The organism is Desulfoscipio gibsoniae DSM 7213, assembly GCF_000233715.2.
In the GTDB taxonomy this organism is placed as follows: domain Bacteria; phylum Bacillota; class Desulfotomaculia; order Desulfotomaculales; family Desulfallaceae; genus Sporotomaculum; species Sporotomaculum gibsoniae.
Window position 1 is genome coordinate 2,451,674 of the sequence record NC_021184.1, and the last position, 21,164, is coordinate 2,472,837.

The 21,164-nt window shown below is 47.6% G+C and carries 18 protein-coding genes and 1 riboswitch; of the genes, 5 read left to right on the top strand and 13 right to left on the bottom strand.

Going from position 1 to position 21,164, the window contains the following annotated elements; translation table 11 throughout:
• Window positions 1–112: 112 nt before the first annotated feature.
• From DESGI_RS11530 to DESGI_RS11580, 11 genes are all read right to left on the bottom strand, one after another.
• Complete coding sequence (locus DESGI_RS11530) at window positions 113–724, bottom strand: Fe-only nitrogenase accessory AnfO family protein (RefSeq protein WP_006523075.1); 612 nt, start codon at window positions 722–724, stop codon at window positions 113–115.
• Window positions 725–778: 54 nt separating this feature from the next.
• Window positions 779–1,090: a (2Fe-2S) ferredoxin domain-containing protein gene (locus DESGI_RS11535; protein WP_006523076.1), complete on the bottom strand. Its 312-nt coding sequence runs from the start codon at window positions 1,088–1,090 to the stop codon at window positions 779–781.
• Between the two features lie 16 nt (window positions 1,091–1,106).
• A complete protein-coding gene (nifB, locus tag DESGI_RS11540; RefSeq protein WP_006523077.1) occupies window positions 1,107–2,063 on the bottom strand; it encodes a nitrogenase cofactor biosynthesis protein NifB in 957 nt (318 codons plus the stop codon).
• A gap of 5 nt (window positions 2,064–2,068) precedes the next feature.
• Complete coding sequence (locus DESGI_RS11545; protein WP_006523078.1) at window positions 2,069–3,478, bottom strand: nitrogenase component 1; 1,410 nt, start codon at window positions 3,476–3,478, stop codon at window positions 2,069–2,071.
• Window positions 3,465–4,874, bottom strand: coding sequence for a nitrogenase iron-molybdenum cofactor biosynthesis protein NifE (gene nifE, locus DESGI_RS11550; protein WP_006523079.1), 1,410 nt, complete (start codon window positions 4,872–4,874; stop codon window positions 3,465–3,467). The genes DESGI_RS11545 and nifE overlap by 14 nt, the downstream gene beginning before the upstream one ends.
• A 16-nt stretch (window positions 4,875–4,890) precedes the next feature.
• Window positions 4,891–6,276: a nitrogenase molybdenum-iron protein subunit beta gene (gene nifK, locus DESGI_RS11555; RefSeq protein WP_006523080.1), complete on the bottom strand. Its 1,386-nt coding sequence runs from the start codon at window positions 6,274–6,276 to the stop codon at window positions 4,891–4,893.
• Window positions 6,276–7,916: a nitrogenase molybdenum-iron protein alpha chain gene (gene nifD, locus DESGI_RS11560; protein WP_006523081.1), complete on the bottom strand. Its 1,641-nt coding sequence runs from the start codon at window positions 7,914–7,916 to the stop codon at window positions 6,276–6,278. Before nifD ends, nifK begins: the two co-directional genes overlap by 1 nt.
• 48 nt (window positions 7,917–7,964) lie before the next feature.
• Window positions 7,965–8,345, bottom strand: coding sequence for a P-II family nitrogen regulator (locus tag DESGI_RS11565; RefSeq protein WP_006523082.1), 381 nt, complete (start codon window positions 8,343–8,345; stop codon window positions 7,965–7,967).
• Between the two features lie 25 nt (window positions 8,346–8,370).
• Window positions 8,371–8,700 carry a P-II family nitrogen regulator gene (locus tag DESGI_RS11570; RefSeq protein WP_006523083.1) on the bottom strand — a complete coding sequence of 110 codons (330 nt, stop codon included), beginning with the start codon at window positions 8,698–8,700 and terminating at the stop codon, window positions 8,371–8,373.
• Window positions 8,701–8,760: 60 nt separating this feature from the next.
• The gene (gene nifH / locus DESGI_RS11575; protein ID WP_006523084.1) at window positions 8,761–9,585 is read right to left on the bottom strand and encodes a nitrogenase iron protein; all 825 of its coding nucleotides are present in this window, start codon (window positions 9,583–9,585) and stop codon (window positions 8,761–8,763) included.
• A gap of 508 nt (window positions 9,586–10,093) precedes the next feature.
• The gene (locus DESGI_RS11580) at window positions 10,094–11,017 is read right to left on the bottom strand and encodes a hydroxymethylglutaryl-CoA lyase-like TIM-barrel protein (RefSeq protein ID WP_006523085.1); all 924 of its coding nucleotides are present in this window, start codon (window positions 11,015–11,017) and stop codon (window positions 10,094–10,096) included.
• Window positions 11,018–11,462: 445 nt separating this feature from the next.
• Here DESGI_RS11580 and DESGI_RS11585 point away from each other — a divergent pair, with 445 nt between their 5' ends.
• The gene (locus tag DESGI_RS11585) at window positions 11,463–13,091 is read left to right on the top strand and encodes an NAD+ synthase (RefSeq protein WP_006523086.1); all 1,629 of its coding nucleotides are present in this window, start codon (window positions 11,463–11,465) and stop codon (window positions 13,089–13,091) included.
• Window positions 13,092–13,338: 247 nt separating this feature from the next.
• A complete protein-coding gene (locus DESGI_RS11590; protein WP_041285415.1) occupies window positions 13,339–14,682 on the top strand; it encodes an aminotransferase class V-fold PLP-dependent enzyme in 1,344 nt (447 codons plus the stop codon).
• A gap of 217 nt (window positions 14,683–14,899) precedes the next feature.
• Here the strand turns inward: DESGI_RS11590 and DESGI_RS11595 are convergent, their stop codons facing one another.
• Complete coding sequence (locus tag DESGI_RS11595; protein ID WP_006523088.1) at window positions 14,900–16,306, bottom strand: S-layer homology domain-containing protein; 1,407 nt, start codon at window positions 16,304–16,306, stop codon at window positions 14,900–14,902.
• Between the two features lie 195 nt (window positions 16,307–16,501).
• A riboswitch (SAM riboswitch) is annotated at window positions 16,502–16,615 on the top strand.
• 90 nt (window positions 16,616–16,705) lie between these two features.
• Here DESGI_RS11595 and DESGI_RS11600 point away from each other — a divergent pair.
• Genes DESGI_RS11600 through DESGI_RS11610 form a run of 3 tightly spaced genes read left to right on the top strand, consistent with a single transcriptional unit; the run spans window position 16,706 to window position 19,068 of the window.
• The gene (locus DESGI_RS11600; RefSeq protein ID WP_006523089.1) at window positions 16,706–17,902 is read left to right on the top strand and encodes a homocysteine biosynthesis protein; all 1,197 of its coding nucleotides are present in this window, start codon (window positions 16,706–16,708) and stop codon (window positions 17,900–17,902) included.
• Between the two features lie 24 nt (window positions 17,903–17,926).
• Window positions 17,927–18,328, top strand: coding sequence for an NIL domain-containing protein (locus DESGI_RS11605; RefSeq protein WP_006523090.1), 402 nt, complete (start codon window positions 17,927–17,929; stop codon window positions 18,326–18,328).
• On the top strand, window positions 18,325–19,068 hold the full coding sequence (locus tag DESGI_RS11610; protein ID WP_006523091.1) for a UPF0280 family protein: 744 nt from the start codon (window positions 18,325–18,327) through the stop codon (window positions 19,066–19,068). Before DESGI_RS11605 ends, DESGI_RS11610 begins: the two co-directional genes overlap by 4 nt.
• A 120-nt stretch (window positions 19,069–19,188) precedes the next feature.
• Here the strand turns inward: DESGI_RS11610 and DESGI_RS11615 are convergent, their stop codons facing one another.
• A complete protein-coding gene (locus DESGI_RS11615; protein ID WP_006523092.1) occupies window positions 19,189–20,784 on the bottom strand; it encodes an acyl--CoA ligase family protein in 1,596 nt (531 codons plus the stop codon).
• Between the last annotated feature and the right edge of the window lie 380 nt (window positions 20,785–21,164).

Genomic DNA, 21,164 nt, shown 5'->3' on the forward strand with positions numbered 1-21,164 from the left:
GCCGTTGAAGGATTTGATATCTGAATTGGTCCATATAGTTACCCATCGAAATATACAAAACAGTTAGTTCAAAGCACCAATAACGGCCTGGTTTGGCCGTTATTGGTGCTTTTTAGCACGTTTTTGATATGATTATCTTTTTACCACCTCCCGTGACTTCGCCCTTCCACGTTCCCGCAATAAATTCAGCTTCCAACCAGGGTGGAACGTGGTTGCAGATAACTTCAAGTTCGAAAAATTTGCCCCGGCTCAAAAATGGTTGCAAGACCTGCTTGGAAGTGATGCCGCCGCCGCTTTCCTGGATTTCCTTAATGGAAACACGGTAGCGTCCTGCTCCAATTTCCACCGGTGCCGGAACCAATACGGCGGCGTTTTTTTGCTCTGTGCTTTGTTCCTTTTCCTCACAGGATAGGATATAATCCAAAAAATCCTCAGGTTTGCCCGGCATTTCCCAAACCGAGCACGTGGATTTTTCCAGCTCGAAATAAGGTATCCCGGTAACTTTTTGAGCTACAAAAATTTTACTTTTTCCCATAACCTCAAGTACTTCGCTCATCAACCGGCGCAACATGCTCATGCCCCCTGTTGAGGGCGGACTAATCACTTTATCCCGATCAGCTTTCCAATTACCCTGCCATTTACGGTAAACCACAATTTTCCCCGGGGTGTTTAAAGTTGTCGTTTCACCATTTTCATTTACCCAAACTGCTATTTCACTACTCATTATAATTCACCTTCTTCTGGAAAGGATAAATGTCCAAACTTTTTAATATGCAAGCTACTTAATAAGCAATCGTTCCACAATGTTCCCTCCTAAAATATGTTCCTCCATGATCTCCTCTACGTCACCGGGAGTAACACCTCGGTACCAAACATTATCCGGGTAAATTATCACTACGGGGCCCTGGTCACAAAGTCCAAGACAACCGGTATTAGAGATATAAATTTCCCCGGACAACCCTTGATCCTCTATTTCTTCCAGAAACGCAGACAGTATTTCCCCTGCGGACTTGCCCTGACACAATCCCTTCGGTAAGTTGTTGGTTCTGCTGCTGGTACAAACGAATATATGGTGTTTGGGTTTATTCATAAAACTACCACTCCTTTCATGGTGCCATCGCCACTTTCCGTGCCGTGCCGCAGCCGCCGCAGGCAGCATCCGGCTTTTTGCCCGCAGTGTTAAATTCCAGGGACCGGTCTTCATGCAGCAGGCCGATGGCGTCGGCCCGGCATTGTTTGCAGTGGCGCATTTGCCGCATATCCTGGCCGCAAATTTCACGCATCCGGTCCAGTTCTGCGGGGTCGGTCGGCGCAAAATTCTCAAAAACGCTGCCCGGGGCGGGCACCAGCGGCATAATGTTGGTAATGAATGCCCCAAGGTTCTTTGCTAACCGCACTACCTCCGGAATGCGTTTGTCGTTGATGCCCTTGACCATGACAATGTTTACTTTGACCAGTACCCCGTGTTTAGCCAGATATTTAATACCTTTTTGCTGGTTTTTAAGTAATATTTCCGCTCCCGCTTTGCCACGGTAAACTTTACCCCGGTAATTAACGTATCTGTATATTTTCGCTCCCGTAACAGGTTCAAGGCAATTTACGGTAACGGTGACGTGCTTGACACCCAGTTCCACAATTTCCAGGGCGTATTGGGGCAGCATTAAACCATTGGTGGACAGGCAGAAAATAACTTCCCGGTCAACTTCTTTAATCAGCTCAATAGATCTTCTGACGTTATCCCAGTTGGCCAGGGCATCTCCCGGCCCCGCTATACCAACTACGCTGAGATGCTCTATTTTATCCCGTACCAGTAAAAATTTATCCCGGGCGGCCTCGGGGGTAAGTACTTCGCTGGTCACCCCGGGCCTGCTTTCGTTAACGCAATCATACTTGCGATTGCAGTAGTTGCAGCTGATATTGCACCGGGGCGCTACCGGCAGGTGCATCCGCGCGTATTTGTGATGTGCTTCGTAAGAATAGCAGGGGTGCCGGTCGGTCATTGCCAAGGTGCTGGCATCCGCCTGCAAGATACTGTTGTTGTTACTTGCACAGTCATAGATCAATTTATTCACCTCACCTTTTTCGCGCAGTACCGTTCTCCCCCGGTTTTGCTATAAAACTTGCGGTACATGGTGGCACGATAGTTGTTATGTTTATTTTCCAATATGGTATTGACAACGCGGTCCAGAAACATGGTAGTACCGGCATAGCCTGTGGAGAGCAGCCGCTGGCCGCCTACCCGGTCGTGGATGGGAAAGCCCAGCCTGACCAGGGGGAGGCCTTCCTTTTCAGTCAGGTATTTACCGTCAGAATGACCGATGGCCAGGTTGGCCCCGGTTTCCCGGCAGGCCTTGCGGATAAGGGCAAAATCAGTTTCCTTAATAATGCGTACCTTTTTCGGCGACTCGGCCATGATGGGGCTTAATAACTGTTCCAATCCGCTGCTTTTGCTGCCCGTGGCCAGTACCGCCGGGTACAGACCGTTTTCCGCACAGGTGCGGGCCACGGCGTAAACCAATTCAGGGTCGCCGAACACCACCGGGCTGCCCTGGGCGCTGTATTTATGGGCATCCACCATGCAGTCCAGGAGCCGGCCCCTTTCCATGGCCAGTGTTTGGGGTATGCTGCTGCCGCTTAATTTCGCCAGCAGGTTTACAAACATATCAGTAGCCTCTACGCCCATGGGCACGGGCAGGTTATACAGCGGCACTCCGAATTCCGATTGCAGGTAGTAGCCGGGCGATAGTTTTTCCTCCACAGTATGGCCGAATTGAATGGTGGCCACCGCTCCCGGCATGTTCCGGATGGCTTCCACGGGAGTGCCTCCCGGGGAAATCTTGGTATATGGCCGGGTGATGGGCCGGTCCAGGGTATCGGATATGTCCGGTACCAGGGTATACTGCAGACCCAGCAAATCCAGGATACGTTTGATTTCCCGGATGTCCGCGGGACTGAGGTTAGGCACTATGATGTTTACTCCACCATGGTTTTGGGTGGGCCGGGCCAGGTGAGACACAATATTTTTCACAGCCAGCCAGTAGCCCTCACTGTGGGTGCCGCCGTAGCCGGGAGATGAAACGGCCACCAGGACAAAGCCCTCTGGTTTGCGCTGTTTTATATAATCCCGGGCGATTCCCTCTACATCCTCGCCGATGGTTTCTGCCAGGCAGGAGGTGAGTATGCCGATCAACCGGGGCTGGTAAACCTTACGGATATTGTCCAGGGCCTGGAACAGGTTCTGCGCCCCGCCATAGATGGTCCCTTTTTCGTTTAGTGAGGAGGACCCCACATCAATGGGCTCGTTAAAGTGTTCGGCGATGTGCCGGCGCATGTAGGTGCTGCAGCCCTGGGAGCCGTGGATAATGACCATAGTGTCTTCAATACCTTTGAAAGGCAATATAGCGCCCATGGGCATGCACATGTTGCAGGGATTGGTATTAACATTGCGGTAAGCTGCTTTACTTTCAGCTGCCGGCATAAATTCCACCTCCTGATCCCCGGGCATATTTCCAAACCGGCGAACAAACCGTGTCGTGGACCTCCCGGGCAAAGTTCACCGCACCTACATAGCCGCTTAAGGGGTGCTTGCGGTCATGGTTATGGTCGATGAAAGCCACACCCAACTTATAAGCCAGGGGTCTTTCTTTAACTCCCCCGACCAGCAGGTGAGCACCTTTTTCAGTCATAAACCGCTCCAGTTCGGAAGGATTGGCGTCATCCAGTATGACCGTTCCATTGTCGGCAATATGGTGCAGCGTTTGATAATCCTCTTCCCGGCCGGTTTGGGTGCCTACCATAACCACATCAATGCCCAGTTCTCTGAACTGCTTAATTAGTGAAATTGCCTTAAAGCCGCCCCCCACGTAAATGGCAGCCTTTTTATGCCTAAGCTTGGCCCGGTAACCTTCCATTTGCGGTTTCACTGCAACGGTCTCACGCCGGATGAGTTCCTCAGCCCGGCGCTGCATCTGTAAATCCTTGAAAAATGCGGCGATGCTGCGCAGCGAAGCCGAGGTGTCCTCCAGACCCAGGAAAGAAACCCGCATGTAAGGGATACCGTAGAGTTCCTCCATACGCTGGGCCAGATAAGCCATAGAGCCGGCGCACTGGATAATATTTAGCGCCGCCCCTGGGGCCTTTTGCAAATTGTTGCATTTACTGTCTCCGGTAAATACCACGTTTACTTCCACGCCGATTTGTCGCAAGTATTCGGTGATAATCCAGGCTTCACCGGCCAGGTTAAAGTCCCCCAGATAGTTGATGCTTTTTATCCTATACTTATTAACGGGTGGGCGGGCCGCGCTGCGCGGCTCGATGAGCCGCAGCAGTGCATCGCAGGCCGCCCGGTAACCCGCCGATTTGTTGCCGATAAAGCCGCTGGACTGGACGGGTATCACCTGGATGCCGTGTTTTTGGGCCGCTTTTTTGCAAACTGCTTCCAGGTCATCACCGATTACACCCACCACACAGGTGGCATATACAAAAACCACCGGTGCTTTATACTTTTGTACCAGCTCGTCAATGGCCCGGGCCAGTTTTTTTTCACCGCCGAAAATGATATCGTTCTCTTTCAAGTCGGTTGAGAAGCTGTTACGGTAAAGTTCCGATCCACTGCTGAGGCTGCCCCGGATGTCCCAGGTATAGCTGGCGCAGCCGATGGGGCCGTGTACCAGGTGGATGGCGTCGGTAACCGGATTCAATACCACCCTGGCCCCGCAATATACGCAGGCCCGCTGGCTGATACACCCCGCAATACTATCGGCATCGCACTTGAGCTGGTTTTTCCTTTGCCCTCCCTTGATTAATATGGAGGATTCTCTTTCCTCTATCAGGTGATCATTTATTAATTGATCATTGGGTACAGCCGCCGACATGCTTTCCACCTCCCCTTTACATCACCAGTTCCAAGTCTTCATCTGCGGCGTCACGGTCCTGGCGATCCAGCAGGGCATTACTGATCATTTCCACCAGCCGCATGGCACCCCGGTAGCCCACGATGGGCAAATAGGGGTGGGTGCTGCGGTCCAGAATGGGGAACCCCACCCTAACAAAAGGAATGTCTTCGGCCCGCGCGATATACTTGCCGTAAGTGTTGCCCATTAACAGGTCCACGGGCTCATTTTTAATCCACTGGTGCAGTTCAAACAGGTCTCCGGCCGCCTTAACCCGGCCCTCCAGACGGGCCGCAGCCAACATTTCATTAATTTCCTTTTCAAAAATACCCTGGGGGCCGCCCAGCGTGCCGCCGGGGGTGCCGGTAAGTACATGCACCGGTCGCATACCCAGGCTTAAAACAAACTCCGTTAACCCGGTGAGGATATCGGGATCGCCAAAGATAGCTACTTTTTTACCGTAAAAATGGTGGTGGGTGTCGGTCATTACGTCCACAAGCTGGCCGCGCTCTTCCTCCAGTTCATAGGGTATCTCCCGGGTGAATTTGCCTCGCAGTGTCATTAGTAAATCATCGGTGGCTTTGATGCCAATGGGTGTTTTAATCGTCATGGCCGGCACCCGGCAGTTCCTTTCCAACTGGTGGGCCGGGTTGCTGGAAGCGTAGTAACCCAGGGCTATGGTCAGCCTGGAGTTGCCTGTATCTCTGATGTCTTCCACCCGGGCTCCCCCGGCGGGGAACATATGAAACTTACCGGTCATTGGTGAATCCATAACCCCCGAAGTGTCCGGAAACATAATGAACTTGATGCCCATCTTGCTTACCAGTCTTTTTATTTCCCGCATGTCCCCGGGGTTAATAAAGCCGGGAATAATATTTACTTGTTCTTTTTTTTCATCCGTGTCAGACCGGGCCAAATAGTCTACCATGCCCTTGACCATGTTGGAAAAACCGGTAATATGTGAACCCTGATAACTGGGTGTATTAGCGTGAATTACTACTTTGCCTTCGGGGACCTCGGCGGACTTGATGAGAGTTGGAATATCATCACCGATGGTTTCCGACAGGCAGGTGGTGTGCACCGCCATAACGTCCGGATTATAAATGGCAAAAACGTTTTTAATGGCGGTTTTCAGGTTGCCCCCGCCACCGAACACCGAGGCACCCTCGGTGAAGGAGCTGGTGGTGGCCATAACCGGTTCCCTGAAATGCCTGGTCAGGTGCGAGCGGTGATAAGCGCAGCAGCCCTGGGAGCCGTGGCTGTGGGGCAAACAGTTATGGATGCCCAGAGCGGCATACATGGCTCCGATGGGCTGGCAGGTCTTGGCGGGGTTGATTACGCCGCCGGACCTTTTGATAATTTCCTTGGGTGTGCAATCTAACATTATACTGCTCCTACCTCCTTTACGCCCGGGTCAGCTGAACATGGCTCAATGGTGCCCTCCAGCAGGGGTTTTCCCTTCCAGGGTGGTGTGATATAGTTCCAGGTTGGGGTGGCAAAGCCCATGGCCACGTCCCGGGCGAAGTTCACCGCACCCCGAAACCCTGCGTAAGGGCCGCTGTAATCATAGTTGTGCAGCTGTTTGGTGGGTATGCCCATTTTCTGGGGGATGTATTTATCTTTGATGCCGGAAGAAAAGATATCCGGTTTAAATATTTTTATAAACTCTTCGGTTTCATAATGGTTTAGGTCGTCAACTACAATGCTGCCCTCAGTCATGTCGCTAATCATACCCTTGTAATTGTTCAACGGCAGTTCTTGCTTGAGTGCTTCCAGCCTATCCGCCGGTATTTTTAACCGGTAGCGGTTTTCGTCCGGGGTTACGTGCAGTTCGGGAATGTTTTTGCTATCCGCGTCTGTTTTAAGGTGTGGTAAGACGTCCCGCCCTTCATAATCGTCCCGGTGGGCAAATTCATAGCCCGCCAGCACCGTGGTCACGCCCAGTTCCTCGTACAGGCCCTGATAATGGTGACCGCGGGATCCTCCCACAAAACAAAAGGCTATTTTCCCGGAGCAAATTTTACGGTATGGTTCCAGTTGCGGCTCAATCTCTGCCAGTTCTCTCTCGATAACTTCCTCGGTACGTGTGATCAAACTTTCGTCTCCAAAATATCTGGCCATGTTGCGCAACGATTCAATGGTGGCCCGGATACCGATGAAATTAACCTTTAGCCAGGGAGTACCGTATTTAATTTGCAGCATGTCGGCGATATAGTTGATGGAGCGGTGGCACTGCACCAGATTTAGCTGCGCCACGTGGGCGTTTTTCAGCTTGGCATAGGAACCGTTGCCGGTCATCACCGCCTGAACATCATAACCTATGTCGGTTAATACTCTTTCTACTTCCCAGCTGTCACCGCCGATGTTATACTCACCCAGAATGTTGATGGTATATCTTCCGGGCGGTTCTTCCATTTGGCCCTCACCTACGATATTCTCCATTAAACCGTTATTAGCAATGTGGTGGCCTGCCGACTGGCTGACTCCCTTGTAACCCTCGCAGCTATAGGCTGTAATATTCAGGCTGTGCTTGGCCCGGGCCGCCCTGGCTACGGCCTGAATGTCATCGCCGATGAGGCCCACCGGGCAGGTGGCCGAGATGGTTATTCCGTTGGGCTTGAATATTTCTACCACTTCGTCGATCATACGGGCCAGTTTCTTTTCGCCCCCGAATACAATGTCGCTTTCCTGCATATCTGTAGATACACAATAGGCCAGGAAGTTTTTATTTGGTTCGTCCGTTTTGGCTTTGTTGCGCCGGGTTAGCCAGCTATAGTAACCACAGCCAACGGGGCCGTGTACGATGTGTACCATGTCTTTGAGCGGACCCAGCACCACACCCTTGCAGCCGGCGAAGGCACAGCCCCGGTTGGTGACTATCCCTGGAATGGTCCGGGTATTGGCCTCTATTTCCTGCCGGTCCTGTTGCGGGTCCCTGATCACAATGTGTTTTTTGCGATTGCGTTTCACCTTGGCGGGGTATTTATTTAGAATTTCCTCCAGTATTTTTTCGCTTATGGCCAAATTGGTCGCCCCCTTACATCATTTGGGGACAGGTGTGTCCCCATACCGCTAAATTGCTGCTTCGCCCCGGTCGCCGGTTCTTACCCTTACGGCATCCCCAACGGGGCAAATGAATATTTTGCCGTCGCCCTTATTGCCTTCTTTATTAACACTGATGATGGTATTTACCACTTTATCTATCTCGCTGTCCTGGACCAGGATGGTTAACATGCGCTTGGGAATCAGCCGGCTGCCCTTGGCCAGGCTGTCGGTAACAATGCCGGCTATTTCCTCGGTGGCACCTATATTGTCCAGCACGGTGAGATCTATGTGGATTTTGCCCCGGCCCATTACTTTAATAGCGTGCAGGCCGCAAACCCCTATATCAGCCAGAGCTTTCTTGGTGGGGTTAACCTTATTCATCCGGATTATGGCGATAATCTCTTTCATGCCGACCCTCCTTGACTGTGTATTATTAAAGGCCTTTGGTGCCGCTGCTGATGGTATACGCTTCCTCCACCGGAGTCACAAAAATTTTGCCGTCGCCGAAGGCACCCTTTTCACCGGTCTTGGCGTATTTGGAAATGATGCTGATGACATCTTCTTTGTCCTTTTCATCCTGTACAACCAGCATGAGCATATCTTTGGGTATTTCATCGTAAACAACTTCACCCACCTTGACACCGCGCTGTTTGCCGCGGCCCACCACATCAATCCGGGTTACTGCGGGAAAACCGGCACTGTTTAATTCGGCCAGTATGGAGTTGGTCTTTTCGGGACGCACAATGGCCCTGATCATTAACACTTAATCATCACTCCTATTATAAGTATTATTGTGTTTTCGCTATTGGGGCCGGAATCTCGTCTATAGTGAGTCTAGAATGCCAAAGGTCATCAGCAGTTCTTCCAGCCGATCCTGGGTCATTGGCCTGGGCACTACGAACATGTCGTTGCCGTCGATATTGCGGGCCAGGGTTCGGTATTCATCAGCCTGCTGCACCGTGGGGTCGAAGTCGATAACGGTTTTCTTATTAATTTCAGCCCGCTGTACAACATTGTCCCTGGGTACGAAGTGAATAAGCTGAGAACCAAGTTCCCTGGCAAAGGCTTCTAACAGTTCGTACTCATTGTCCACATTGCGGCTGTTGCAGATGATGCCGCCCAGGCGTACGCCGCCGGAATCGGCAAATTTCATGACCCCTTTGGAGATATTGTTAGCAGCATACAGAGCCATCATCTCACCCGAGGCAACGATGTAAATTTCCCGGGCTTTGCCTTCCCGAATAGGCATGGCGAAACCGCCGCAAACTACGTCACCCAGTACGTCGTAAAACACGTAGTCCAGGTCGGGGGTGTAGGCACCCAGCGATTCCAGCATGTTGATGGATGTGATGATACCGCGGCCCGCGCAGCCAACCCCGGGTTCGGGACCGCCGGATTCGACGCACTTGGTATCGCCGTAACCATTACGCATGATATCTTCAAGGTCAATGTCTTCACCTTCGTCCCGCAGGGTGTCCAGTACGGTTTTTTGGTTCAGGCCGTGCAACAGCAGTCTGGTGGAGTCAGCTTTAGGGTCACAACCCACTACTAATACTTTTTTGCCCATCTCAGTGAGGGCAGCCACTGTATTCTGGGTGGTAGTGGACTTGCCTATGCCACCTTTTCCATAAATAGCTATCTGTCTCATCTTATCATCCTCCTATATGTGATAATAAAAAAGAGACACCTACAGTCCCAAAAGACTGTAAATGCCTCAATGCATGTTTTACTTCCGTGTAAGGATAAAGGTTTACCGCGGATGTAACCGCAGTGTTAAAATTGAGGCGCCGGTAATGAATACCGGCGCCATCGCCTGTTCCCTTTTGATACTGCAATGTATCAGTTATTAGTTTTTTAATTTTAAGCTAAAATTATTGATAAAATAAATATTAAACGCCGGCAATTAATTGCCGGCGTCTTTGCCATGTATATTTAGTACTTCAACGTACCGTTTACATTGATGATTATAGCATTATTTTATATCAATTGCAAGGGTATTTTTAATAAAAATATTTGCTAATATTTTTTATTAAAAATTAAGTTATCTAATAATTTAATTAGTACGTACTTTGTAATGTATTAATGACATAAATACCAAAGCGATGCTATGCTAACATTACTTTTGCGTTGTTCAATATACCCTGACTGTCAGGTGCTCACCAGGCCTGCCCGTGTAAGCAAAAGACGGTCCTCTTGCTTCCGTGCTTTAGCTTATGGCAGTAAAGTTGCCGGTTAAAGGATTGGGCCGGTCTCTTGGCCGCCCGGGCTACAAAATTACCGAGCTTTTCCAGGATATCCGTTTTAATGGTACCCTCTTTGGAGCTGACACAGTTTTTAAATAACTTTACCATATCTTCTAGACAGGTATTCCCGGCCCGTTCTCCTATGCCACCAACGGTTGTGTTAATGTAGTCGGCCCCGGCGGTAAACGCGGCCAAGCTGTTGGCTGTGGCTAGGCCGAAATCGTTATGCCCGTGGAACTCTACCGGGATCGCCAGCTTTTCCACCATTAGACCTATAACTCTGCGGGTACCAAACGGTTCCATAACACCAACGGTATCGGCAAAACGCAGTCTTTCCGCGCCTGCCTCCTGAGCCAGTAGAGCGTATTCCAGTAAAAAACCGAAGTCTGCCCTGGAGGCGTCTTCGGCGCCTACAGATACCCGGCAGCCATAATCTTTGGCATAGCGTATAGCCCTGACTAAGCAGTCCATGACCCACTGCCTGTTTTTGCTAAGTTTATCCTTAATGTGCAGTTCTGATACCGGGGCACAAATATGAACATTACGGGCACCACAGGCTATAGATGCTCTAAGGTCAGCCAGCAATAGCCTGTTCCAAACAAATACCTGTGCTTTCAAATTTAAATTGCAAATTGCCTTTATCGCAGTCTGCTCAATTTTACCCATAGCAGGAATCCCGGCTTCAATAACCTCGACCCCAAGCGAATCCAACAGTCTTGCAATTATCACTTTTTCTTGTAGGGAAAAGGCCACCCCTGGTGCCTGTTCACCATCCCTTAGAGTTGTATCCACGAGAGCTGGTGAAAATCTGTATTTTTGTTTTAAATGCAATTGCATATAACTCACCTCTGTTAAAGATAAAATAAAACCCCCGTATAGAGGTTTATTCCACTATACGGGGGCATCTTTGCCTTTGATACAACATTGTAGAATAGTATTTGCAATTAATATTGAATTATAAAGCTAAGCCTGTAAAAAAGCAAGAAGTAAAATACTGCAGCAAAAATTATTTGTTGGACCACTGTCCGAAGACATTTCCATTTCCACTACGCTCACAACTTTTGTAGTTTATCTTATTTGTTGGAATCATTTTTTTGCAAAATAAATATTCGCAACCAGCCTAACATGGTATATAATCTTATACAAAGAAACAGCTCAGGTCATTAAAGATCTAAAACGTGGCAAAGACGCCCAGCGTTCCCCTTTGGGGAAATGCTGGGCGTCTTTATTTTATCAATACCGGTATTATAAACAAATAAGCATTCTAACGGGAGTGGTAGAGGTGTTCATAGCTTTAGCTCAGATAAACCCAGTGGTGGGTGATTTGGATTACAATACAGGCAAAATATTTGAGTATATCAACAAGGCCAGAGCAGCCCAGAGCGATCTGGTAATTTTCCCGGAATTAACTTTGACCGGCTACCCGCCCCAGGACTTGCTTTTGAACAAACAATTCCTGGATGCGGTGGAAATTAAGCTGCAGGAAATTAGTCGGTTCGCTGGTGATACCGGTATAATCTTGGGGGCGCCCATGAGAAGCCCCAATGGGCTTTATAACGCGGCGACGTTATTGTACCGGGGAAAATTGCAGGAGATGCGGTATAAGAGTTTGTTACCTGTTTATGATATTTTTGATGAAAAAAGATATTTTAATCCCGCCAAAGAGAGAAGCTGCCTGGTATATAAAGGCAAAAAGCTGGGAGTAACCGTATGCGAAGATATCTGGAATGATAAAGATTACTGGAACAGGCAGCGGTATGACATAGATCCCGTGGAAGAACTTGTACAGCAGGGTGCCGAGATCATTATCAACTTGTCAGCGTCGCCCTATCACTACGGTAAATATGCTCTACGTACCGACATGCTCAACAAGGTGGCATCCAAACACAAAGTGGATATGGTCTATGTCAACCAGGTCGGAGGCAATGACCACCTGATATTTGACGGGTCCAGCGTGGCCGTCAACAAGATGGGTAAATTATGCCTGCAATTAAATAAATTTGCCGAAGATTTTGCGGTTTTTGATACCTGTAGAACATGTAAAGGAGTTTTAGATAAATACGGGCGTGAAGATATTAGTTGGGTTTACGAGGCGTTGCTGCTGGGTACCCGGGACTACCTGCATAAAAATGGTTTTAGCCGGGCACTGGTGGGCTTGAGCGGCGGCATAGATTCATCGGTAACCGCGGTCCTGGCCGTAGCTGCCCTGGGCCGGGAAAATGTCCTGGGTGTATCTATGCCATCCCGTTACTCTTCCCAAGGCAGCAGAGACGACGCCCGCTTACTGGCCGAAAACCTTGGTATTGAATACCGGTTCCTGACCATTGAAAATATCTTTAAGGCTTACATTGAACTCTTCAATCCAGAGGGCCACCCTATTATGGATCTGGCGGAAGAAAACATACAGGCCCGGATCAGGGGCAATATACTCATGTTCATCTCCAACCGCGAAGGTCAGATGGTTCTAACCACGGGCAACAAGTCGGAAATGGCTATGGGTTACAGCACAATATACGGGGATATGGCCGGGGGATTGAATGTGCTGGCGGATGTACCCAAAGTAATGGTTTACCGCCTGGCTGAATACATAAACCGGGGAAAGGAGATTATTCCCCGAAGCGTGATTTACAAACCGCCCTCCGCCGAATTAAGGCCGGATCAGAGCGATGAAGACAGCCTACCTCCTTACCGAGTACTGGATCAAATTCTTAAAGCATATATAGAAGATATAAAACCCATCGACGAAATTGTGGCTATGGGCCATTGCAGGGAACTTGTGCTGGATATAGCCCGCCGGGTGGACGCTGCTGAATATAAACGCCAGCAGGCCCCGACGGGTTTGAGGGTGACCTCCCGGGCTTTCGGGCCGGGACGCCGCATGCCCATTGCCCAGCGCTGGCGTTTAGAATAATACATTTGGGGAAAAGGGATTTAATCTATATAGGTGGTGCGTTATTTTAAATATTATTAGTGAAATTATAAAAAAAATGATATTATACTTTGTTGTGCATTAAAGGACCGTCTTAAGAGCTTTGTGAAAATCAAATACCCCAAGTCTCTTTATAGATAATATAGTCCGGGCCAGGCTTACAGGAATATATGTCTGTTTAATGGATAGGATATGAGATACCTTTTCAATACTTTTTTCATAGATGGAGATGATTCGTTTGCAATATAACATATCGCAACCTGACTTAAGAAACCTGGTTGTCGGAGTGGATACAAAAGTACCTTTAGCAAATAATACATATGTAACAGCAGTTAACTTTGATAATGCAGCATCTACTCCACCCTTCTTTTCGGTTATGAAAGAAATAAATAATTTTGCCCCCTGGTATTCTTCTGTTCACCGGGGGGCAGGTTATAAATCAATTGTATCTACACAAGTTTATGAAGATGGCAGGCAGGTTATAAAAGATTTTGTAAAAGTGGATAAAGAGAAGGATGTTGTTATTTATACAAGGAATACAACAGAATCTATCAATATGCTGGCCTATCTATTGTGCGAAAATGATAAAAATCAGGTAATTCTTTCCACATGGATGGAACACCTCGCCAATGACTTACCCTGGAGAGGTAAATTTACAGTTGATTATGTGGAAATAGATGATTACGGCAGGCTGCGTTTAGATGACCTGGAAAACAAACTAAAAAAATACAGCGGAAGAGTTAAACTGGTAACGGTTACGGGAGCCTCGAATATAACAGGCTACGTTAATCCTATTCATGAGATAGCTAAAATAGTTCATAAACACGGCACTAAGGTTTTAATTGACGGGGCACAATTAGTTCCGCATATAGGGGTTGATATGAAGCCTTTTGGTTCACCGGAACATATTGATTACCTGGTCTTTTCGTCGCATAAAATGTATTCTCCATTCGGAGTGGGAGTACTTATTGGCCCCCAAGAAGTTTTTGCAAATAGCGAACCTGTATATAAAGGCGGAGGAGACGTTAAACTCGTAACACACCAGTCTATATATTGGGAAGAACCCCCTGCAAGGGATGAGGCCGGTACTCCCAATGTTATGGGGGTGGCCGCGCTAACTGCGGCTATAAAAACCATGCAAAGTATAGGTATTGAACGAATTGAAGCATATGAAAATGCTTTAACAAACTACGCTTTGAATAGATTGAAATACCTACCTCATATTGATATTTATGCATACAGCCAAATCAATAAGAGAAAAGTAAGTATTATACCCTTTAACATCAGGGGGGTACATCACGAACTGACAGCCAAAATACTTTCCGGTGAAGATGGGATTGAGGTAAGAAACGGCTTGTTTTGCGCACATCCATACGCCTTAAGATTATTGAACTTGACTTCCGAGCATATAGATTATTTTGTCAACAATCCTGATATACCTTTCCCCGGTCTGGTGAGAGTCAGCTTTGGACTGTATAACAACAGTCTGGAAGTGGACAGATTTATCACAGCCCTGCAGAAAATTATCGCTGATAAAAGTTATTATATAATGAAATATAGCGACGGCAGATAATTTTACTGCGAGATGTCTAATGACTGTTTTTCCAAAATCCAACACTAGCAAACACCGCTTTGAACTATTTCATCGGGGATAACATAACAGCCTCTTTGTTGGCATAAAGTTCCAGCGGCAGTATTAACGCACTGAAAAATATATAAGAGAGCCGGGCGATTATAAGCCACGACTCTCTTCGTATGGGATACCGTTTTTTATTTTACTCCTTTATAATCTAATCCAGTGATTCATTTTCCACGTCATACTCATATTTTTCCAGCAAATGTGAATCTTCATCATATAAATTGATGTAAATCATTACCGGCTCAGCGTCAGCATCGTCTTGAAATGCTTGTGCAATTTCTTCGCAGATGATTTCCACGTCATCCTCAACGTCGCTGCTGTCCAAGTCATCCCATTGACTAGAGGAAATATCTTCTTGCGCCTCTAAATCGACCATGATCTCATCATCTTCGTTGTAATTGATTGAAGTAATCTCGAATTCGATGTCGGCTATATCAAATTCATCGCCTTTTAGTTCATCCTCCACGTCGTTCACATCGTCGATAATATAACTTATAGAAAGATCATCGGTCCCGTCTTTTCTAAATCTGACCAACACTACATCGTTATCACTGTTGATAATTTTGCCGCTAACGATGGTATCCTTGGAGAGTTCGCCCTGGATATCGCCCACCAGGTCTTTCAACCAGTCCTTGATATCACTGTTATTCAAATCGGCCCACTCGTCCTCGTAATCGTCCAGGTCAACCTCTACCTCAACGTAAACTTTATCCTCGTCGCCATCCAGCTTGATATTATCTACAGGCACATTTTCAATTTCGTCGTAGTCGCTTAACAGATCGTTTTCCAGGTCGGAAAGATCAACTTCATCTTCATCTTCATCTTCATCGTCTTCTTTAAGGTCGGCCAGAATTCTTTCCAAGATGGCAGCCATTTCAGCCCTAGTTATGCCATTTTGGGGTAAGAAGTAATTACCCGGCGCACCCTTGATATAACCTGCCTGATACATAGCCAGAATATATCCAAGATCCTCTTCGTCAATCAGTAATTTATCGGCAAAATTTACTTCATCGATATCAATCGGATCTAAATCCAATGCTTTGGCAAATGCCACACATGTTTGAGCCCGAGAAGCCTGCTGTGCAGAATGGAACCGGTTTAAGCTCATTATTTGTAAATTTGCGGCTTTTATAACCGAATTCCTGGCCCACTCAGGGACTTCCTTAATCTTTTCACTGTAATTGCTTACGTTATCTTCTTCTTCGTCATCGTTGCTATCGGTGTCCACCAATCTCATCAGCAGCGCAATCATCTCCGCCTGGCTCATGTTGTTGTTGGGCTTAAAAGTGCCGTCATCGTACCCGGCGAATAGCCTCATAGCCGCCATCCGTTGTATTGAAGCGCTGCCCCAGTGATTTGCAGTGTCATTAAAATTATTGCTCTTAACTGAAATCTCACCGTCCACCATGGCCTTGTACTGGGTCTTGTACATCTGCATTGCCTTTACTTTGGTTTGTCCCTCTTCCTTTTTAGCATTGTCCGGCTTAGCCCAAGCTGCACCGGCCGACAGGGCCATTACCAGCAGGCCGGTCATCATTAAGATCAGGATCCTTTTCAAACATCATACCTCCTTTTAGTTTTCTACTAATTAATTCGCAGGCAGGTATTTTTTTGAGGGGACATTGCGATATTGTTTTATTCGGAACCCCAGGGATTTAGCACGCCTATAGTCTAAATAATTTATCTGGGTTATTGACAACCAATCACCTTAGTTGATAAACTAATATAGCAATAAAAAATGAATAATTAAGTGCTCTTATCCGGAGTGGTGGAGGGACTGGCCCTATGAAGCCCGGCAACCAGCTTTTGTTTTTCCTGAAAGTATGGTGCTAATTCCTGCAGAAGCAAAGCTTCTGGCAGATAAGAGGTGCAGATATTATGCAAACCTCTTCTGTGCTTGGAAGAGGTTTACATTTTGTCGGAGCAGAGCACAAAAATGTGGAGGTGTGTTACGTAAATGGCAGTGGAAAAAACTTTCCAGGAGATTAATGAACGAATTAAAAAAGGCCAGGCCGTAGTGGTAACCGCTGAGGAACTGGTCAATATGGTTAAAGAAAAAGGAGTAACACGTGTCACATCTGAAGTGGATGTGGTAACGACAGGAACATTCGGTCCCATGTGCTCTTCCGGCGCTTTTTTAAGCTTGGGTCATTCCAAGCCACGTATTAAAATGAATAAAGTTTGGCTGAACGATGTACCTGCCTATAGTGGCATCGCCGCTGTTGACGCCTTTATCGGGGCCACTGAGGTGCCCGAAGATGATCCTTTAAACAGCGTTCACCCGGGTGAGTTCCGGTATGGCGGCGGACATGTCATCCAGGACCTGGTAGCCCGCAAAAAGGTGCTGCTTAAAGCCACCGGCTATGGCACGGACTGTTATCCCCGCAGGGAAATAGAAACTGAAATTACTATTGACGATATTAATGAAGCCATACTTTTCAACCCGCGTAATGCTTACCAGAACTATAACTGCGCCGTCAACTTGAGCACCCGGACCATCTATACCTACCTTGGCATGCTCAAAGCCAACCTGGCCAACGCGCACTACTCTACGTCGGGACAGCTCAGCCCACTGCTAAAAGACCCTATGTTTAAAACTATCGGGGTGGGCACGCGCATTTTCTTAGGCGGCGGCATTGGTTACGTGGTTTGGAACGGTACTCAGCACTTCCCGGGAGTTAATCAGGATGATAACGGCCAAAGCTATGGCCATGCCGGTGCCACTCTGTCAGTACTGGGTGACTTAAAACAAATGAGCCCGCGCTGGCTGGTGGGTACCAGCATGCTCGGTTACGGAGCTACCTTAACGGTGGGAATTGGCATACCCATACCGCTGCTTAATGAGGAAATCTGCCGTTATGCGGCGGCCGGGGACGATGAATTATACGCCCCCATCATGGATTACAGCGATGCGTTCCCCAACCTCAACTCATCCAACCTGGGCTATGTCAGTTACGCCGAGCTAAAAAGCGGCAAAATAACTGTCAACGGCAAAGAAGTACCCACAGCGCCGGTTTCCAGCTACCCGCGGGCTCGGGAAATAGCTGGTACGTTAAAGCAGTGGATTCAAAAAGGCGACTTTTTGCTTGGTGAACCGGTACAGCTATTACCGAATGCGGACGCGGGAATCAAGGTCAACACCTTGAAGGGTTAATTTGCGCAAAAGGAGCGTGTAAAAATGTCCTCAAAAAAAGTAGTGCTGCGTTTCGGCGCTGACATAGCAGATCAACCTATCATATATAAGCTGGTAAAAGATTATGATTTGGTTATAAATATATTAAAGGCCAATGTCAACCCGCAGAAAGAAGGCACCCTGGTAATGGATATTACAGGGGTTAATACCGAGCAAGGTATTGAATACCTGCGCCGGTTAGGTGTACGTGTACAATCGCTGACGGAGGAAATCATCCAGAATGAAGAAAAATGTGTGAGCTGCGGCGCCTGCACCGATATTTGCCCAACCGGGGCCCTGTATATGGAAAGACCCGACATGGTGGTGCGGTTTAACAGTGATCGCTGCGTAGTTTGCCATTTGTGTGTTAAAGCATGTCCAATGAAAGCTATGGAGGTTCGTTTTTGAAGGAATACGTGGAACGGTCTTACAGGCTGCTGCACCGACAGCAGGACCTGGTATTTTTTCAAATCGCCATTAAGGAAACAGACCTGGATATAGGCATTGCCCATGACAAGCTGACTGCCGGGCTGGTGGATGGTGTAAAACAAGAAATAATTAAAATCCGCTCGCAACTGGAACAATACATTACAGCAGATCACACTTTTTATCACACGTTGGAACCATATACGCCAGGCCCGGGCGCTCCCGAGATCGCCAGAATTATGGCCCGGGCCGCCGCCACCGCCGGCATCGGTCCCATGTCTGCAGTAGCCGGGGCAATTGCCCAGCACATGGGTTTATATCTGGCCAGGCGCTGCCGGGAAGTGATCGTTGAAAACGGCGGTGATATTTATATGCGTTCCGAACGGAAACGCAAGATCGGTGTTTTTGCAGGGTCCTCCCCCTTCACCAACCGGCTGGCCCTGGAAATTGAGTCACACCGCATGCCTCTGGGTATTTGCACCTCATCAGGCACCGTAGGTCACTCCCTAAGCCTGGGCCATGCAGACGCAGTGGTGATTATGGCGCCATCGGCTGCACTGGCTGATGCCGTGGCTACAGCTGCAGCAAACCAGGTACAAAATGAAGACGATCTGCAAACAGCAGTTGAATTCGCTATGAGTATCAATTCAGTTACCGGGGCATTGGCTATAAAAAATGATCAACTGGCCGCTGCCGGTGCCATTAAGCTGGCACCGGCGTGATATAACCCAAACTTCAACCTGGAGCACTCCTATACAGAACACAGCAAGTACCAGCTATTTAGCCGGTACTTGCTGTTTTTTATAGATCACAACTTTTATTTTTATTTCACGCTTCAAGCATTAATTGACCTTTTTCTCACGCCCCGCCCATTCCTTGGCCCGGAGCTTGTATTTCATTATTTTGCCGGTGGATGTCTTGGGTAGTTCACCAAACTCAATTTCCTTGGGTGCCTTGAACCGTGCTATTCTTTCCTGGCAAAACTTGATGATATCCTCTGCGGTGGGGCTGGTACCTTCCTTCAAAGTTACAAATGCCTTTGGTACCTCACCCCATTTTTCGTGGGGCATTGCCACTACAGCCACTTCCAGTACGTCCGGATGCTGGTAAATAACATTTTCAACTTCCACAGTGGAAATATTCTCGCCGCCACTGATGGTAACATCCTTCATCCGGTCTTTAATTTCTATATAACCATTGGGGTGGGTGACTGCTAAATCACCGCTGTGAAACCAGCCGCCCCGGAAAGCTTGTTCTGTATCCTCGGGTTGATTATAATAACCGGCCATGACATTATTACCCCGCATGACTATTTCACCAATAGTTTCCCCATCATGAGGCATCGGTTCCATTGAAGCCGGATTAACAACATCCATATAAGTAGCGGTTACATAAGGAACACCTTGTCTAGCTTTAATCTTGGCCCGATCTTCAATAGCCAGATCATTCCATTGAGGCTGCCACTCACATACGCTGTGCGGTCCGTATACTTCGGTGAGACCGTAAGTTTGTATTACAGTACATCCAACAGATTCCATATTTTTAATAACGGTTGGTGAAGGCGGCGCGCCGGCCGTCATTATGTTCAAATGTTTTTTCATCTGCACATCCCCAATACCCTTATAGTTCGCCATACCTATCAAGACTATGGGAGCTGCGCTGAGGTGCGATACTTCATGCTTTTGAATTTGTTTATATATTTCATCAGGCACCACTTTCCTTAAGCATACGTGAGTGCCGCCAATGGCGGTGATAGCCCAAGTAAAACACCAGCCGTTGCAGTGAAACATGGGCAAAGTCCATAAATATATGGTGGAAGGATTGCATTGGAACTCCAACAACTCCCCCAATGCGTTTAAATAAGCCCCCCGGTGGGTATACAGCACACCTTTGGGCTTGCCGGTGGTGCCGCTGGTGTAATTAAGGGTTATGTGCTGTAGTTCATCGTCCACCCCAAAGGTAAATTCATCGGGGTCTACAGATATGAATTCCTCGTAATCCGGACCGTCAAAAACTTTGGACTCCACATCGCAAATGTTTACGATCTTGACGTCCCCTATTTCACTCATAATAGGTTTGATAACACCGGCAAATTCAGTATCGACAAACAGCATTTTACTTCCCGAGTGCTGTAAAATGTAAGCAACTTCTTGAGGGGCCAGGCGGATATTAATGCTCACCAGCACCCCGCCAACCAGGGGAACCGCATAGTGTGCTTCCAAAAGAGGCGGCAAGTTCGGGCAAAGAAAAGCCACCTTATCCCCTTTTTCAATGCCCTGTTGTTTTAGCGCAGTTGCAAACCGCTGCACCCGGTCTTTAAACTCAGCATATGTGAAGGACTGGTCGTTATAAATAATCGCTTTTTTGTCTGGATAAACAAAGGCGCTTCTTTCCAGAAAGGCCAGAGGTGATAAAGGCTCATAATTAGTTGTTCTCATTATAGACATCCCCCTTATATTATTGGATTATCACTAGTACCATTACCTAGGTATAAACAGCTTAATGAATACGGTTTATCTCTGTTGATTTACTACATTGTAAATTAGAGACATCATATTCTTTATATCTTGCAATAATTATACCACGTGACGGCTTTATACAGCGGTGATGATTACGACGATATTCTTTATATCTGAATTGCAATAATTGTACCACTTTTCAAAATAATTAATTTAATTCCCTGTTTAATTGTATTTATAGCTATTTTTATCGAATGTTAACGGTGTTCTGGTGATAATCCAATAAATTGGCCTGCATTGAGAGGGATAATGATCAACAGCAGCAATGTAAACAAATGTATACATTTTCATGTAAAGTA